Here is an 18,005-nt window from a genome sequence, read left to right as displayed (position 1 = left end):
AGTTTAGTAAATCATTTTTTCTATTGGAGCTACTAAAATTCCCTCTGCTCCTAAGTTTTTTAACTCATCGATAATATCCCAAAACTGATCTTCTTGGATGACAGAGTGTAAACTACTCCATCCTTTATCAGCTAATGGAAGAATAGTAGGACTCTTCATACCTGGTAATATTGAAATGATTTGTTCCAACTTATCGTTAGGCGCATTCAATAAGATATACTTGCGTTCTTTTGCATTTAAAACGGACTTAATTCTAAACAAGAGTTTATCTAACAGCGCCTGTTTCTCAATACTTAAAGCTTTATTACTAATTAGTATTGCCTGACTATCCAGTACCTTATCTACTTCTTTAAGCCCATTAGACATCAGTGTAGATCCACTACTCACGATATCACACACACCGCTAGCCAATCCAATACTAGGTGCAATCTCAACACTACCAGAAATAAACTCTATAGTAGCACTTACTCCTTGCTCTTTCAAATACTTCTGTAAAATAAATGGATATGAAGTAGCTATCTTTTTTCCTTCGAAGTATGTTATCCCAGGATAATCTACTTCTTTTGAAACAGCTAAACTTAAACGACAACTTCCAAAGCCTAAGTATTCTAAAACATTCACAGAAAGATTAGCTTCAATGAAAACATTCTCTCCCACGATACCGATATCAGCTACTTGCTGTTCTACGTATTTGGTTACATCATCATCTCGCAAGAACAATACTTCAATAGGAAAGTTTTTACTTTCGGCAATTAGTTTACCTCCACCATTGGGAAACTTAATACCACACTCTTTTAATAATTCTAGGGATTTCTCACTAAGACGTCCACTTTTTTGGATTGCAATTTTTAATTTACTCATCATATTTTAGATTATAATGTTTGAGTAAATCAATAGGAAATATAAAATAGCAATATGCTTAAAAACAAAAAATCCCGTCTGATTTACTCAAACGGGATAATTAGATATTTTGGATTCAAATACACCATATCATTACCAGCTCGTAAGAGTACAAGTAGAATGATGACGATGATGTAATTGATTAAGATACATGTCTTTTATTGTTTATTTGATAAATCAAATGTATGTATTATTTTCATACCCTCGACAAATATTTTTTATTTATTTCTTATACTTTTCAAACATTCGCTTCTAAAACCAATACTCAAACCCAATGAAAACAAGAAGTTTACAAGATTATTACTTTAAGTAAAAATTTGCCATTTTAGCCATTGTTAGATTAAAATGTGCATCTACTTCTTCAGCATTTTTACTTGTCAATGGGTAGGGTACCATATGAGTATAATTAAAAGGATAGTCTAATATATCCACTTTAATATCAATATCCCTATAAGGTCCCTTTAGCATATTTAAGGCTTCCACTGGAGGTGCTACTTCATCATTTTTTAGATTAATAGACATGATTTGACCTTGTAACTCTCTTAGCCGCACTTCACGTTCAGCTTGAAAATGATTATACCTCAACATTGTTTTAAACCAACTCTCTCCAGGATGTAATTCACATGATTGATAGTGATTTAATCTTGGTTCGGCAGCAAAGCTTGTGGTTAATAATTGTGCGAATATCTTCTGCATCATTATAGTTGCACGACCATCCATGATGTATTTTGAAACTGGGAACATACGATCTATGGTCATCCCACCACAAAAACACACCAACTTAGCCTTATCCAATATATTGTTAGGATTAGCCATCATTAAAATAATAGATAAAAACGACCCAATAGAATATCCAAAAAGATCAATATTTGCTTGAGAAGAAACAGTAGAAAAAACTCCTTTTCTAAGAGCCTTTTCCCATTCGATAAAATCGTAATAAGTCTGCAAGCCCGACCAAAACATCCGTTGAGGATGAGCCTCCATTCGCGTACTAATAGCAGCATTGACATAGCTACTATCAGAATTCTCCTTCCAATCTGCTGCTCGTTTCTGTGCAATTTCAAACATCATTTTGCGATCAGACCACTGCCAGGGTGTACGATCCATGTGGAAACTAATAGGAAATAAGACTACAGCTTTTTTTGTTCTTTTAGTTAGTTCATACGCCCAAGGTAAGTACTTATCCCATTTCTTTTCGTTAAGACCATGAAACATAACAATCACATCTTGGCAAACTTTCACATCGTTGGGTTTCACAACAATAATTTTAAAATCTAAGTTTTCCTTTACACTAAAATCTGGAACATCTAAAAGCGTATCGGTATCCGCTGTATATTTAACAAAACACTCTTGGAATTCAACCTGGTGATCTTCACAAAATAATCGCTCTGAACCTATTAATATTCCATCTGCTTTAGTGGATTTAAAAGGATACTTGTGAATCTCTATTGCCAAGTTTTCATCACAATGAAAATCACCTTGTTGATGAAAAAGTTGTTTTAATTCTTCATGAAGTTGATAGTAGTGCATTATGCTATATTTTATAAGGTGAATATCCGTTGCTATAAAGGTAAACGCTTTGACTATCAAACTTATTACAGAACTTACATAGAATATTTACATATTTAATTTTTATTCACAATATTCGAGATTCACTATAAATCAATTACCTTTAAATATTACAAAAAACATACATTATGCTAATCCATCCCAATAGGATATTGATTATAAAGAATCTACTACCTAAACAATTCGACGGACTAACTATCTTTCCTTTTATTATCCTAAAAGATAAACAAGAGATTGATAATCACATTTTAATTCAACATGAATGCATCCATTTAAAACAACAGTTGGAATTATTGATTATCCCATTCTTTATCTGGTATGTCATTGAGTTTACCTACCACTTTATAAAGAATAAAGACTCTTTTCATGCCTATCGATGCATCAGTTTTGAAAAAGAAGCCTATACACACGAAGACACACTTAATTATTTACACAATAGAAAGAGTTATGCCTTTTTAAAATTTCTCAAATAAGATTAAAATACTACTATATAAAAAGCCCAAAAGCAATGCTCTTGGGCTTTTCAAATCTATACTTTACTTTTTAGAACTGTCTTTTATAATCTTCAATTTCTGTTACTGTTTTAATCAATTCAGGTCCGAGATGTTTATAACCGTCATTGTTAATTAAAAAGTTATCCTCTATACGAATACCTCCAAAGTCTTTAAACTTATTGAGTTTTTCATAATTAATAAACTCCGCGTATTTATTCTCTGCCTGCCACATCTCGATTAACTCTGGGATAAAGTAAATGCCTGGCTCTACCGTTAGTACATGTCCTGCTTTTAATTCTTTTCCCAAACGAAGCGACTTAATACCAAACTGTTTTGTATCCTTAGGCTCTTCAGCGGTATATCCAACATATTGTTCACCTAAGTCTTCCATATCGTGTACATCTAATCCCATCATATGTCCTAATCCACATTGGAAGAACATCGTATGGGCATGATTAGCTACAGCATCTTGTGCGTTTCCTTTCATCAAACCAAAATCTATTAGCCCCTGCGCTAATATCTCACAGGCTTTTAGGTGTACGTTTTTATATTTTACTCCAGCTTTAAGTTCTGCCTTAGCGCCCTCAAAAGAGTTCAAAACTATATTGTACAGATCACGTTGCTCTGATGTAAAAGTTTTATCCACAGGATAGGTACGCGTCAAATCTGATGCATAGCCCATTGATGTCTCACACCCAGAGTCGTTTAATAACAACCTACCTGACTCAAGGGTATTCATTTTATAATGATTGTGTAATATCCCCCCATTCACAGTTACAATAGAAGGATAAGCAAGCTCACAATTATGACTTCCAGCCACATGTTCGATAGCACTCACAATCTCATATTCTTTAGCTCCAGGTCTTGCCATTTGCATAGCCAATAAGTGCATTTGGGTAGAAACTTTAAGGGCACTCTCAATCTGCTCAATCTCTTGTGACTCCTTGATTTCTCTTTGTTTTACAATAGCCTGAATCATAGCCACAGAAGCTTTAAAATCTCCAAGTGAAATTTGTAATAATTCGCTTAATAAGATTTTATTTACTGATTGATAAGGTGGCAGGTAATGAATAGGACGCTTAACACTTAAAGCAGTAGCCAAATAAGTAGCTAAATCTGCGTAGGGGCGAACATCTAAAACTCCTGATTTTTCACATTTATCTTTTAATGTTTCTTGACGTCCCATCCACACAATCTCATCGATTGACATTTCATTTCCAAATACAATTGATTTATTCTCGTCTAAATCAATAATCGCTGCTAATTTTGGTTGTTGGATACCAAAGTAGTATAAAAAAGTACTATCCTGTCTAAAGTGATAGGTATTATCTTCAAAATTTACAGGGTTTTCAATATTTCCAAAGAATAACAATATACCTTTTGACTGTACATTGTTTACTAAATTTTGTCTGCGTTTTATATAAGTATCTTTATTGAACATAGTGTTGTTGTTTAAGTTTCCTAAGTTAACAACTTTATTGAATTAGATCCTCTAAAATAAGCATAAAAAAAGGCCATCTATTTCATAGAAAGCCTTTACTGTATTGTTTAGTTAAATTTATAACCAATCGAAAACTGTACTCCAAAATTCTTACTCTCGTCATCTTCAAGTTTAATGACATTTGTAACTCCAAATATTCCACGAGTCTCAATAAAGACACGATTATCAAACTCATATCCCAGACCAAAATTAACAGCAAAATCTGTTTTTTCAATCTTCTTATTTTCATAATAAGAATACCCATCAAACTTCGACTTGGTATGTAATGCAAAGCTTAGCTGCGGTCCCATTTGTAAATTAAAGCCTTTGTAGAGGTAAAACTTTGCCATAATAGGAATAGACAAATAGTTTAAAGTAACCTTACCATCAAAATTATTAGGTATAAAATCTGTTGATGTAAAATTTGCTCCTAAAGTAGAATACATCAATTCTGTTTGTAGCGAGATATTAGAAGTAACAAATTTCTCTGCAACAAAACCTATATGAAATCCAGACTTTCCTAAAAAGTCATCGTGATTAGTCAGTATTGAACGATTAAACCCTGCTTTTATACCTAAGAGTAATTTACTGTTATCCTCTTTCTTGGTTTGCTGTGCTTGTACAGAACCTAAGAGTGCCAAAGTTACAAAGCAACTAACTATTATTCTTTTCATATATGCCATTTCTTGATTATAAGGAATTCACTGGTTACTAATGTACTAAAACATCGCTAACAAACAAGATAAAATTACAAACAATAAAAAAAACAAGTATATCAATTATCAAAGAATACCCTTACATCTTGGTAAATATTGTGCTTGGCTGACACTTTTAAAAGAAACTGTGTAAAGTCATTTCTGAACAAATAACGTTTAGAGGACTTAGCAAGTAGTATTTCTTTTAGCAAGTCTACATATTGATTCATACGCTGGTGACTTGCTGTTAGATAAATATACTGCACCAACATATAATCATATTCCTTATTTGTCAAATACGGCAATTCAAAAAGCCTGTAAAGTTGTATCTCTACAATATGCCTCCACTGTTTATCATCTTGTATATTATTAATCGACAAAGCAAATCGTTCAATATATTCATCAACGTACACACCAAGTTTTTTACTATAATGAGATACCCTATGATCAAAGGCATAAAGGGTATCTAAAAAAGTTGAAAAAATTTTATAAGCAATAGGTTTATTGATATTTGCCACAACAAAAGTCTCCACTGGCTCCAAGGCAATAGTTAGTAGATCTAATATCTTTTTTATCTTAACAGCTTCTAATGTTTTTCGCTTACCAGCTACCGAGGCAATAACTTGTTCGGTTGTCTCCTTTACTTGCTCTGGTGTATAGCTAATTTCTTTCTTTCCAAAGGTAAGTAAGAACTGCTTCTCGAAAGGTTTATTCTTTTTAAACACCTCTTTTAACCAATGCACCAAAACATCTTTGTCCATCTGTAATAACAATTCGTCGCTTTCTGTTAGCTTTGCTTTTCTACCTTTGGTTTGCTTGCTTTTTGTAAGTCGCTTTTGTTCAGTAAACTTATTTTTAATAGCCATTACCACAGCTATTTTATGCAAACAACTATCTTCTTGTACATGACAATCACAGTCCGAGACAATAATTACTTCGCCATCCAAAACAATAGAAACATCAAAACTGTGCTCCGCATCATCAACAAAAGCAATGTATTTGCCCTTTGGATCTAACTCCAACTCTCTAACAGGGAATTTCTTAGATTTACTTAAGTCTTGTCTACTTTGCTTTTTTAAAAATTCTTGAATGGTCATAATTACTTTCTTGTCAAACACACACTATACAAATCTAATCTTCCCTTGACAAATAAAAAAATACTCTGCTTAAAATACAGCAAACTTGCAGTAATTAATCTGTCCAATACTACTATATTAAACAAAAGAGGTTAACATGATATTATTCTGTCAACCTCTTTATTATATTATTGCTGCGCTTTAAACTTTTTATCCATCTATAGCAACACCATCTTCAAAGTGTCCTTCAACTAAAGAAATAGTCAAGATATGTTCGCCAAAAAGCTCTTTGTTTCCCTCATAAGTAAACTCTACTTCCTGATCTCCTGTAAAGTATAAAGACACTAATTTTATGTCTTCCATAAACTCCTCTTCTGTTATAGCACTTTTCTTTGTGTAGGCATCAAACAATTCATCTGTAATCAAGCGAACACCTCTTTTATTCAAATGCTCAAAATCTTCCATTGTCTTGTTTACATCTACCAAAATATCTTCCAAGTTATCATCTCCGTTATAGATACTTAGGATCACAGGTTGATCTTGAAAATCAATAATACACTCAATTGTTTGCTCATCATACTCTGAAGGGATAAAATGTTCAGCTGTATATTTCATATTCCTATTGTTTTAGTTCTGCTCAAAAGTAAATATTTAATACTACTACACCCAACCTACAAGCTAATAAATATTATCAAAGGTAATATATCGTTATCCTTAGAATGAAATTACTAGTTTATAACTAAATAGAACGCTTATGTTCCTGTCAATTAATATCTCATAACTTCAAGATAATTAGACTTATCCTTTGTGATTCTCAACTTAAAAGACAAAGTAAACCCTTTAATAACAGGATTACTAACACTTTGTTTAAATGCAAAAGAATATCCAACTCCAATATCTAACAAATTTAGCATAGTTACACCTATTTGAGGCTGTATGTGATGTGTAGATAAACGAGTTGAAATAAATGCTAAGCCATTGCTTCTTGTAAAATCTGCGTAAGGTAACCAATACCACTTATCTCGATAGGGAGTTGCCATTACACCTGCTCCTACAAAATTCCACCTTTCTGTTAATCGCGTTCCAGAAATAAAACTATATTCTAAACCAGCGTAAACTTGACTGTGAGAATTGAATTGATACCCCATATTCACAATTGGTTTATACGCTCTCCAATCACTTTGCCCAAAGCAAATACAGGTGAATAAGAGACTTAAAAAAACAAACAACTTTCTCATAACCACCCTTTTATACAATCAGCTAATTTGAATATACAATTTCTAAAAAGCAAGCTAAAAACAATACCTTTTTCTTTTATTAACCTACAGAAAACACTTACTAATCAACAAGTCATTTAAACATATCCTCGAATGCCTTGTTAACTATATTAATTAGCTCCTGTGGAGTCATAAACTTTTGCATAAATTCCTCTAAACTTCCTTCATTAGTCACTTCTCTAAAGAAAACCTCATGATCAGTACCAAATAATGTAGGATTGTCTTGATTGGGATCGTCTATACAAATATAAAACTGATCAGGAAAACTATAACTATAAAACAACTCCATCATTTCAGGCTGTTTTAACCCTGTAGCAGAAATAATCTCAGTAAGATCCACCTCTTCTTCACGTAAAAAATCACTACTCCACTCCTCATAATCATCTGTTCCTTCCTTATAGGGTGTAAAAGGAGTTGCTGTCCAAAACATCTGCCCTCTACCTTCCTTAGTTATTACATAATAGTCTGCAATCATTTTATCGTAGAAAACTTTTCTGTCTATATTAACCAACTCCTGATGCTTGTCTATGTACTCTGCTAACCCACAGATAGGCTCTTGTTCATCTGCTTTTGCCCATGCTGTATCTTCTGGTCGCTGGTATAGTACAGTATTAAAAGTAATCGCCATTAAGTCTTCTTGTAATGACTTTCCTTTTACTTGACTAATATCTCCACCTAAAGCCTTTATTCTATCTAAAATTGCTTGTTTCATTACTATCTACTTTTGTTTTTTCTCGACAAGTGTCTTGATCTTTTTATTCAAACTTCCATCTGTATACCTATACTTCATCAATTTCTGCACGATATCTTTTGTTGAAAATTTCTCTACAATAAACTCAGCCAATCTTTCATCAGTATATCTAGGATAAACAGGAGTTTGTCCAATGCTCATAACCTTGTCTAAGTACGATGCAGCATTAAACTTACACATCTGTTCACCATAAGCCCACATTACATCTTGAGGAACATCTCTAGTTAGTACTTCCAGCATTTTCTTATAATTATGCTCTGTTTCCAGAATTGCAAAATACAACATAGAGGCTGATTTTGCATGATGAAAGTTATTTCTTAAAATACTTAAAACTTTAGTTCTAAACCTCTTAACCTCTTCCGGATCCTTTAAATACTTAATTACATAATTATAATCTTCAAGGTCATAGGTCTGAAAGAAAAGTTGCTTTTTTATGTTTGCTATACCACTTTTATCCCCATTATTCTCATAAATCTCTTCTAGTATCTCTAGATATGGCTCATTATACTCTATCTGAATATTACTCTCTATTATTTTTAAACAATACTCCTCTACTAGTTTAACATCTATATCCATTAACCCTTTTAGTAATAGCAAATTGTATTCATTCTGAAACCTAACTGGTTTAAACAATTTATAACAATCTTTTAAAACTTGTTGTTCAACAGCTATTATCAAAAAGAACAAATACATCTCTATCTCAACAACATAATTATTATCTTGATAATGCTTCATTATTTTCACTACCTCATCCCCACAAAGAGAAGTATATCTCTCATCTTTACTTTCGTATAGTTCTATAACTAATGCAGAGACTAGACTGTATTGTAAACTATTCTTAGGCTCATACAGTTGTTTCAATAAATTGATTATCGTTTTCTTGACAACATCTTGGTCTTTGACATTTAATAATGCTAATACATATCTTTCAACAAACTTATTCATATACGTATCAACTCGTTTACTTGTATAATTCACACTATACTTTAACGTAAATAGAGAAGACATTATCTTTAAATAAAGTTCTAAAGCAATAGGTTTTGTTATATTAACAACGATGTATTTATCCACTGGCTCTAATGCAAGTGAAACCAAATCTACCAGCTTCTTAATATCTTTAGTATCAGCATTCTTTCTTTTTCCAAAAACAGAAGTATAAATATCTTTCAATATTTTATCCACGATATCTACAGTATACTCAGCAATATCTTGTTTTTTAAAAGTCAATATAAACTCCTGCTCTACCTCCTTATTTTTCTTAAACAATTCAGTCAGCCATGTATATACCTCCTCCTGGCTAACATCTTGAAGTAATGCTACACTTTCGCTTACTTTCTTTTTACTCAAAGCTTTTTTCACAACAGGTTTCGTAGCAATTTTCTTCCCTTTTAAGGCATCATTTATTGCCATGAGTAGCTTAGTCTGGTGTGAACACATAACTATATTGTCAATCTCACATTCACAACTTCTACTAAGGACTTGTTTCCCCTCAATAACAATCTGTACATCATAACTTTCCTCTTTATCATCTACAAATGCTATCCAGTGTCCTTTACTCTCCTCCTCTACTTCACGTATAGATAATTGGGCTGCTTTTCTTACAGTAGCTCTTTCTACAAATTTTAATAACTGTGCTATTGTCATCTTTTACTTTTTTCTATCTACAAATATACTTACTCTTCTCACACTCTCCACTTAGGTGAACAATTCCCTGTCATCATATCTAATACATCCTCTATCTTATCTCTCCACTGAGGGACTCCATCATATACATTGCCCAATGCTGTAAGTATCTCTACCGCTCTTTCTTGTCCTCCGCCTTTCAACTTGTAATCTTTTAAGTAAGCTAATACTTCTTTTGTAAAAGCCTGTTTTTCTTCACGTACTAAATCTAAAATATACTTTCTTAATTCTACCTCTAATTGTATTTGAAATAGCAGTTCTTTTACTTGTCTGCCCAAATCCTCTATGTTGTGATAGAGAATATGATAATCCGATATACCAGACATTGTAGTAGAATGTGATGCGTCAGCCTGACGTAGATAGACTACAGGTTTGCCTTGTGCTTTAGCATATCCTGCTTCTATCCCTATACCAATTCCCTTATCTGTAGTCTCTGCAAACAAACAACAACTCTCATCAATATCCTTCATCGCTTGCATCATCATCTCTTTCTCTTGATGAAATTCAAACTTATAGTGCTCTATAAACACAAAAGGGCGATAACCTATCGTATCTATCTGATATTTTAGTTGATTCATCACTTCTCTAAGCTCCTTTTGCATAGAAAAGCTACACGAAATATATATTTGTTTCATAATACATTAAATCCTTTCAAATATATTTAAAATCCTCTTACATTCCTTAACAAAAAACAAGCAATACTACTTAAATACCCTTTTGATAATCAACAATATAACAACCTTATTCTTAAATAATAAGTATCTTTGTACAAAAATTACACTAAATGAAAAAATTAATCTTATTGTGCTTAATATCTATAAGTGCACTATTTACCTCTTGTAATAGTAGTTCCAACGATTATTGGATAGACAATCCAACAGAAGAACCTATCACTGTCTATATCGATGATACTGCTTATGATATTCCACCTGTAACTATGATACAAATTTCCTTGGAATATGGTAAACACCAACTTAAATACAACGATCAAGAAATCACTATTCACAATGGTGGTCGTGTCAATAAAGGACAAGCGATTATCAATCCTACACAGAGCACTTACATATTTTACAAACAACTATTTATAAATGAAAATGATGAACGAGCTACTGAAGAATTCATTGAATGGGCTATAGGAACACAAAGTGACTCTGTTCGTTTAAAAATAAACGATTCTATCGTGACTGTATTTATTCCTTTCAAACCTTGTAATAAGCTAATTATTGACAAACATGACTTTGATTGGAAGTATAATTTAGATGAACCTATGCCTGAAGGTTTAACCTTAACTCCCTCTATTATCACAAGAAGTAACCGCAGTCTATTAAATGACCCTAACTATCAAGCAGGGAAATTCCAAGAGACTGCTTACAAAATATTCAGAGAACAAGAATTTAAAGACTATCTTAAAACGGTGAATGATGCTACAATAGAATTCTTAGTCGAGAAAACACCTTATGCTTCATTACCAAAAGCAAAAATAGATCTAACCTTGCTAAACGATATCTCTGATCCTGAATACAAAAAAGCATTAGAGGCACAAGTACAAAAATTTAATCAATGGTTAGATGCTAAGGGAAGTAAATCTACTGATGGTTTTAAAGAAGTTCTTATGGGAAGTGAACTAAACAAACTAAAATCAGAGTTTGCTAAAAAACACCCTAACGATTTTACTTTCAGTAAAGCAAGTAATGAATTTGAGGAACAAAAAAACATATTCATGAGATATCAACTTAATATTGTAGAATAATACTATATCTCAAAAACAATATTAATAAACTAAGGCTGAGTATAAAACTACTCAGCCTTAGTTTATTCTACTCTATCTGTCTTAATATCCCTGTATCTCTGATACTGCCATCTCTGGATAGAATTAAAGCTTTAGATACAATCTCAATAGTCTTAGGATCATCATCTACAAAAGGTAAGAACAACTTCCCTCTATCCTGTGTATGTACAGGCTCGATATACAAGTGTTTTCCTGGTATCAAGTGAATCACACCACTACCGACATGTAAGCTATAGGTTCCCTTAGTCCCTGTGATAACAAGGTGACGTTCTTTATACACTATGTTTGTTAGTTTCAATAATCGTGCTGTTTCTCTGACAACAGCCATGCGCATCTGTACAGTAGATAGACTCGTCTCTGGATCTACTCCTCCTACATAAGCGACACTTACTACCAAGTCCAGGTCTCTCATTACCTCACTAAAGACAATAGGATTAACCTCTCTTAAGGCAATTACTTCATCCGTAGAAGCTTTAGTGAATAAGATATGTTCTAAGCTGACATAGTCTCCATAATCTGCATTGCTTCCCCCTGAATAGTCAATATAAACTTCAACGCGAATATCCTCATCAAAATACAGCTTACTGTAATTAGCATAATATTCATATTGCCAGTTTCTGGTCTTAAACAATCCTAAAGTCTGATTATCTTTAACCTGATAGCCAGCATAGCGATTAGAACTACCTATACTTGTTTCTTCTGCTTCGTTGTGTAAATACAACTCTCTAAAGACTTGCTTAAAGGGCTGTTCTATTTGTTTATCAAACAAATAGGCCTGTATGTTGACCCACTGCCCACTTTGATATAAATCATAACAATGTGCTATTACGAACTCTTCCTCTCCTTTCACCTCCATTACCTCTCCATCCATAGTAGTAAATACTCCCTCTACAAACAAACCGTAAACCTCACCACACTTAAAAACTAACTTAGCCAAGTGGTGTTTAATAATCGGGTGCAGTAACAACTTCTGCATCTCTGCATAAGAGAACACATCCTGTCTTAGCATGGCCTGCTCTAAGTTCAGACGAGAGCGACTATACTGTTCTTTCAGTGCCTTCTGACGTTCTACTAAATCTATGATTTGTTCATTCTTTTTCAGTTTAGCAGGTATCGCTTTTAAAGGTTTATCCCCTTTACTCTTCACCGTCAACTCTACTTTCCCCTGATCAGATACAGTCAAAGAGAATGTATACTCATCTAATACCAATTCCTTGTAGTTCTCCAGAATAGACTGCACTTGTACACTCTCCATAGACCATTGAAAACGCGTAGCATCAGTATACCCAGCTGCCCTTGCGATGTTCTGCATCGCTACGTTATAGATCTTTAAGTCATTCTCTTGGCGCATAGCTCCATACTTCTTAGAACCTTTTTTAAACTGTTCTAATAACTCATATCTATCCATCAGATCTCCTTCTCTATCTGTCTCAGATAAGGGAAACAAACCACATGCACGTACATAGTTTCTATCGCGTTTAGAGATAACCCTCGTTTTCAAGTCTTTCATAGACACCTTGCCTAACAATACATCTGCATACAGCTTCACACGAGTATGTCCCTCTACTGCCATAAACTTAGTTGAGTCATAAAGCATCTGCCAACGTTCTTCTCCTAATACGTGATAAAAACTAAAGAACCAATCTATATCTACTACACCTGCTTCAAACTCCTCTAACGCTATAGCAGAATAGCGTTGTATCTGTTTTTGTATCTTGTTTCGTTCCTCTTCTTGTTGGTTATCCAGCAGATGAGCGAACAGCCACCATATTGCAGACTCTAATCCTTGCCAGTCTAAGTAAGTCGTGATGTACTTTATCCACTGCGGACATGCTAAAGCCACCTCTATCCATTGTGCTGCACTGAAGTTTATCTCTGCTACTTGTGCATTAAACATCTCTTGAGTATCAGTACTTAGAGGTGTTGTTCTACGAATAAGTTTACTATAGATTTGCCCTAATTCCTTAATCGTGATTTGCATCTCAGCATAGTAATAAATACTTTCTTGTGAAATCCCAGCCGTTTTTACCTTATGCAATAACCCAAAGAAATACTGCATTCCTTCTATCTCCTGAAAGTCAAAGACAATATCAAATACCTTAGTCGTAGGGTTATCCCTATCCATAACCTGTTGTAAATAATACGCTTTAAACTCAACTAAGACTTGCTCTACTTTATCAGTTATAAATCGCTTTGTCAAGGGAGGTAACATTGAACTGAAATAAGTCTTTCTATTATCTATGGCAACTAAATACTGTATAAACTCATCTCGCGTAATTTCATTCTTATCACAGGCAAAAGCCATCAATTCAAAAGGCAACAGATAATAACTATCATCTGCTTTATTACAATTCAATTGACGCCAACGCAATAGTTTGAAATATGCTAAACACTGTTCTTCTGTTAAGTCCTCTATAGATATAAACTCTGCATACCAAGATAAATCTGTATAATCTACCCATGTATAGTTATACTCTTCTCCATAAACACAAGTGCGTATTTCTATATCTAAAACCTCTTGAGTAATACTGTTATAGATTGTTTTTAAACCATCTAAACAATAGGCTGTTTTTTCCCTAAATGGATACTGATAGGTTAGGCAAGTAAACACCGTTCCCATCGCATACCAATAGTTGTCATATTTAGCTGAGAGTTCATTATAAAAATAAGGTAACTTCCCTTCTAATAACGGTTTTACTAAATCTGGAACCTCTGTTTTTAAAGTAGCACAATGCAGTAAGAATAAGTCTAAAGTATCCAACTTACTATCCATGTACCACTGCTGCCATACTTCATACAGTGGGTAATCTTGGAAGTGCTGTTCTGCTGTCCATTCACCATCATCTGCATAACCATGCATCTTCGTGAAGTGCGTTGCTAAGAGTACCTTCTCTGCTTTTCCATAATTAAAATGTTCATATTCATACGTAGCATATTGTTTTATCAACTGCTCAAGACTATCTAACTCATCAACTACCTCCTCCCATTTCTTAGAAAGTCCCCAATTATGTGCAATGCGCTGACTAAATAAAGTATTCTCTTCCACTAAAGGCAATGTGATAGCACTCATCACAGTAGCATCGTATAATGCTATATCTGTATCTTGTCCTTGTTCTGCTTGACGTCCATAGTCGCGCAAGAGTACTAAGTATTCTTCTTCCTGTTTTGAATATTTAATATCCAGAGCATCTAACTGTGCAAGCCAAATACCTAACTGACGATGTATTTCATCTCTCTGAGCAAGCACCAATAGTCCTTCCATTGCGGCTAAGCGTTGATTCACATCTTCACTCAGTATCAATTGCTCTAATAGTCTATCCTTAAAATCATCTTGTCTTGAGATTAATAAACGGATAAAGTGCTGTTGTGCCTTTTTAAACTTTCTTTTAAAGTATGCTACTATTTCTTCTTCGTCTTTACTTGATAAGGTAGCGATTGCTAAAAAGCGCATACAGCCAAAGGCTATTGTTTCTTTGCGCTCTTTCAAATAAGCGAAAGCTAACTCATTTTGTACTTCATAGGTAGACTGTATCTCTCCTGTAAAACTATATCCATATCCCTGAAGCCCATATTCTTTAGCTTCAAACAACAAGACATTTAATAATTCTTCTTTAAACTCTGTAGTAAAAGTGTTTCGCTTATCAATAAACAGTCTCGCCTTTTCTGATGATTCTTCTGTTAGATACAAAAGTGAAGTCAACAACTCTTCTTTATTCAATTCAAAGCTTCTGTAGTAATCTGGTATTACACTACTCTTTAAGATAAGTGTCTCTCCACTTTTATACTGCTTATATAAGTCATAAAATACCTGATAGACCTCCTTATAATTTTCTTGTTGTATAAAATACCTTGAAGATCTGCTTCCTTCCAAATATTGGTTTATTCGGTTTAGAAGCATAGCGATAAACTCTTGATCTCTACTTGCTAATACTTTACTAAATAGAACAGACTCTACCGTATATTCATTAAAGTTAGGTAAGAACTCTAATATTACAAGCTGAAACTTGCGCTTTACTTGCTCAAATGCACTCTCTACAAAGTCAAATGCTATCTCTCTGTGTATCCACAGATAACAGTGCATCAATGCGTAAAACTCTTTTTCGTTGAATGTAGATAATTCTTTATCATCAAAATACTCATGGTGATTTATAGTATAAATCATCAACTCACATAGTCGCTTTACATTATCTTGTTTGTCATCCTCTACATGACTTCTAAAGTGGTATGCTAACTCTGTACGCACTGCTTCATAACGCACTAAGTTATAAGAGAGAATAACTTCTAAAAAATACTTTAAGTTAGCTACCTGTACATGTGATAACAACCTTGTAATATCTTGTCTAATTCCCTCTTCGCGCCCTGCATTTACAAGAATATCTTTTACCTTCTCCCAATACTTTGATTGTTTTGATGCCATTAACATCAATAAAAAAGAAGGTGTCCATCGCCCATACTCATTATCTCCATCACAGATATCCTCAACTGTTTTGCTTAATTCCATATCTCCCTTATCTAAAGCCACTGCCCATAGATAAGGAAGATAGTTAGGTAGCGAGAGGTGCATACTATACTCCACCTGCTTATGAAGTGGCAACTCTACACTATAAGAATCATAATCATAATTATCATAGAACGAAATACCATTTAACAGTCCTGAAATAACATTACATTGCTTTAAGAAAGAATGCTCTTGATTACGCCATGTCGCTTCTTTTATATCATATTGTCCTCCTAAGATATACTGATCCACTCGATCTAATAATTCCTGTACCCAAGGCGCTAACCTCTCTCCAAAAAAGTATACCAATAAAGCGTAATACTCCGTTTCTCTCCACATTCCAACAGAATTACTTACTAATATATCTACAAAACTCTCATCATAACGCGTAAACACCTTAGGGCTATAAATAGAATCTTCTGGATCACTGCTATTGCCAGTAAAATGTAGTCCTAACATAGCAATATGTGGTTCTAATTTCACACCTACATAATCCTCGCTATGCACCATCGCATAAAGCTCTTTATGCATCTCTGCGTAAGTACGGTGATCTACTTGATAGTCTCTTAGTATAGTTACAATATTATTATTCATCGGGGTCTGTTTAAAAACTAGCTTTTAAAAAATTAAGGGGAATAAAGACAAAGGCATCAGTATCATTTAAAACAATGACCTCTTCTAATGACAGCAGCTCTCTCTCTGCATAAAACAATAAGAACAACTGATCTTCATACGCCTGTATCACGCGCTGTACTTCTTCTGCTATATCGATATCTCTGTACTTCTCAGGTGACTTGAAGCGAAGTTTACTACTAAACAAAATAGTATCTAGTGCTTCTTGTGTAGTGCTTAATTGTTCTACAGTATCGCGCTGTTTGAACTTCTGTATGTGTTGCTCTACCTGCTGTATCACTACGGCACTAAGAAACTCTCTTACCGTAACTGCTTCAGTAGGCACTGCTATCACTATCGCCAGTCCCTCTACCTCATCATTTAGTCTATTCAATTGTTTGATCTGTATATTCACTTGCTTTACAGCCATAATCTCTTTCTTTTTCAAAGAGGAAAGATAAGGAATTTGAAATAAAAGTAAAAAGCAATATGTAGTGATAATTTATCACAATAGAATGAATTTCTTAAAGCAAGCAAAGGTTTTAAATCAGATGACAATCTTGCTATTGACAATTTCTACTTTATCAATACTCTCTAACCTTTTAAGAGTTCTAATAACCGTCTCTACCCTAAGACCTGTCATATCAGCAATCTGTTGTCTGGTCAGATCAATTAACAGTCGCTGATTATCATCTCCACTATGTTGGTGTGTCTTTAAATAGTTTAACAAAGTCATGATCCGATTCTCAGAGTCTTGAGTAGCTATATCAGGTGCCATAATAGACTTATAATAAAGGCGCTTTGACAAGCTTTTGTTTATTGCTAAAGAAACCTCATTATTTTCTTGCATCATCACATAGAACTCTGCTTTAGGTAGTTGAATTACTTTGGCTTGGGTAACAGCTATAGCATTAGCAGGATAACATTCGTCTATAAACAAAGGCGGTTCACCAAAACTTTGCCCTGAAGCAAATATATTCTGTATAAACTCTTTGCCATCTGCACTGTAATTATTCATTTTTACTTTTCCCAGAAGTACTTGGTAATAATGACTTGGGTAATGCCCTTCTTGGAATATTACTTCTCCTTTTTTGTATTCTTTAATTTCAGCGCTATACTGAAGTAATAATTCTACACTTATCATGTTTATTTAATTTACTCTTTGTCAAAGCTACTAATAA

General features: G+C 33.7%; 15 protein-coding genes. 2 read left to right on the top strand and 13 right to left on the bottom strand.

What is annotated here, in order from left to right:
• Positions 1-3: 3 nt before the first annotated feature.
• Positions 4-861: an ATP phosphoribosyltransferase gene (hisG, locus tag GOQ24_RS04935; protein WP_155091292.1), complete on the bottom strand. Its 858-nt coding sequence runs from the start codon at positions 859-861 to the stop codon at positions 4-6.
• Positions 862-1,200: 339 nt separating this feature from the next.
• Positions 1,201-2,430 (bottom strand): DUF6051 family protein, encoded by a 1,230-nt coding sequence (locus tag GOQ24_RS04930; RefSeq protein ID WP_160339228.1) that lies wholly within the window; start codon positions 2,428-2,430, stop codon positions 1,201-1,203.
• Positions 2,431-2,597: 167 nt separating this feature from the next.
• Here GOQ24_RS04930 and GOQ24_RS04925 point away from each other — a divergent pair, with 167 nt between their 5' ends.
• A complete protein-coding gene (locus GOQ24_RS04925; RefSeq protein WP_196216213.1) occupies positions 2,598-2,942 on the top strand; it encodes a hypothetical protein in 345 nt (114 codons plus the stop codon).
• 70 nt (positions 2,943-3,012) lie between these two features.
• Here the strand turns inward: GOQ24_RS04925 and GOQ24_RS04920 are convergent, their stop codons facing one another.
• The 8 genes from GOQ24_RS04920 to GOQ24_RS04885 form a co-directional block, all read right to left on the bottom strand.
• Positions 3,013-4,404 (bottom strand): aminopeptidase P family protein, encoded by a 1,392-nt coding sequence (locus tag GOQ24_RS04920; protein WP_155091256.1) that lies wholly within the window; start codon positions 4,402-4,404, stop codon positions 3,013-3,015.
• A gap of 107 nt (positions 4,405-4,511) precedes the next feature.
• Positions 4,512-5,117 carry a porin family protein gene (locus GOQ24_RS04915; protein WP_160339227.1) on the bottom strand — a complete coding sequence of 202 codons (606 nt, stop codon included), beginning with the start codon at positions 5,115-5,117 and terminating at the stop codon, positions 4,512-4,514.
• A 101-nt stretch (positions 5,118-5,218) separates the two neighbouring features.
• Positions 5,219-6,235 (bottom strand): hypothetical protein, encoded by a 1,017-nt coding sequence (locus GOQ24_RS04910; protein ID WP_160339226.1) that lies wholly within the window; start codon positions 6,233-6,235, stop codon positions 5,219-5,221.
• Between the two features lie 189 nt (positions 6,236-6,424).
• A complete protein-coding gene (locus GOQ24_RS04905) occupies positions 6,425-6,829 on the bottom strand; it encodes a DUF2262 domain-containing protein (RefSeq protein ID WP_155091253.1) in 405 nt (134 codons plus the stop codon).
• A gap of 152 nt (positions 6,830-6,981) precedes the next feature.
• Positions 6,982-7,452 carry a hypothetical protein gene (locus GOQ24_RS04900; RefSeq protein WP_155091252.1) on the bottom strand — a complete coding sequence of 157 codons (471 nt, stop codon included), beginning with the start codon at positions 7,450-7,452 and terminating at the stop codon, positions 6,982-6,984.
• A gap of 112 nt (positions 7,453-7,564) precedes the next feature.
• Positions 7,565-8,203 carry a hypothetical protein gene (locus tag GOQ24_RS04895; protein WP_160339225.1) on the bottom strand — a complete coding sequence of 213 codons (639 nt, stop codon included), beginning with the start codon at positions 8,201-8,203 and terminating at the stop codon, positions 7,565-7,567.
• Between the two features lie 6 nt (positions 8,204-8,209).
• A complete protein-coding gene (locus GOQ24_RS04890; RefSeq protein ID WP_155091250.1) occupies positions 8,210-9,886 on the bottom strand; it encodes a hypothetical protein in 1,677 nt (558 codons plus the stop codon).
• Between the two features lie 38 nt (positions 9,887-9,924).
• Positions 9,925-10,560, bottom strand: coding sequence for a DUF4471 domain-containing protein (locus GOQ24_RS04885; protein ID WP_160339224.1), 636 nt, complete (start codon positions 10,558-10,560; stop codon positions 9,925-9,927).
• A gap of 149 nt (positions 10,561-10,709) precedes the next feature.
• Between GOQ24_RS04885 and GOQ24_RS04880 the strand changes: the two genes are divergently transcribed.
• Positions 10,710-11,675 (top strand): hypothetical protein, encoded by a 966-nt coding sequence (locus GOQ24_RS04880; RefSeq protein ID WP_155091248.1) that lies wholly within the window; start codon positions 10,710-10,712, stop codon positions 11,673-11,675.
• Between the two features lie 67 nt (positions 11,676-11,742).
• Here GOQ24_RS04880 and GOQ24_RS04875 read toward each other — a convergent pair whose 3' ends face one another.
• The 3 genes from GOQ24_RS04875 to GOQ24_RS04865 form a co-directional block, all read right to left on the bottom strand.
• Positions 11,743-16,806, bottom strand: coding sequence for a DUF4132 domain-containing protein (locus tag GOQ24_RS04875; protein ID WP_160339223.1), 5,064 nt, complete (start codon positions 16,804-16,806; stop codon positions 11,743-11,745).
• A 10-nt stretch (positions 16,807-16,816) separates the two neighbouring features.
• Positions 16,817-17,254 carry a hypothetical protein gene (locus tag GOQ24_RS04870; RefSeq protein WP_160339222.1) on the bottom strand — a complete coding sequence of 146 codons (438 nt, stop codon included), beginning with the start codon at positions 17,252-17,254 and terminating at the stop codon, positions 16,817-16,819.
• Positions 17,255-17,371: 117 nt separating this feature from the next.
• Complete coding sequence (locus GOQ24_RS04865; protein WP_155091245.1) at positions 17,372-17,968, bottom strand: Crp/Fnr family transcriptional regulator; 597 nt, start codon at positions 17,966-17,968, stop codon at positions 17,372-17,374.
• Positions 17,969-18,005 lie beyond the last annotated feature (37 nt).

It is taken from the genome of Myroides sp. LoEW2-1 (assembly GCF_009767705.1).
Classification (GTDB): Bacteria; Bacteroidota; Bacteroidia; order Flavobacteriales; family Flavobacteriaceae; genus Flavobacterium; species Flavobacterium album_A.
The sequence above is the reverse complement of the archived record's forward strand: the minus strand, read 5'-3'. Positions and strand labels throughout refer to the sequence as shown.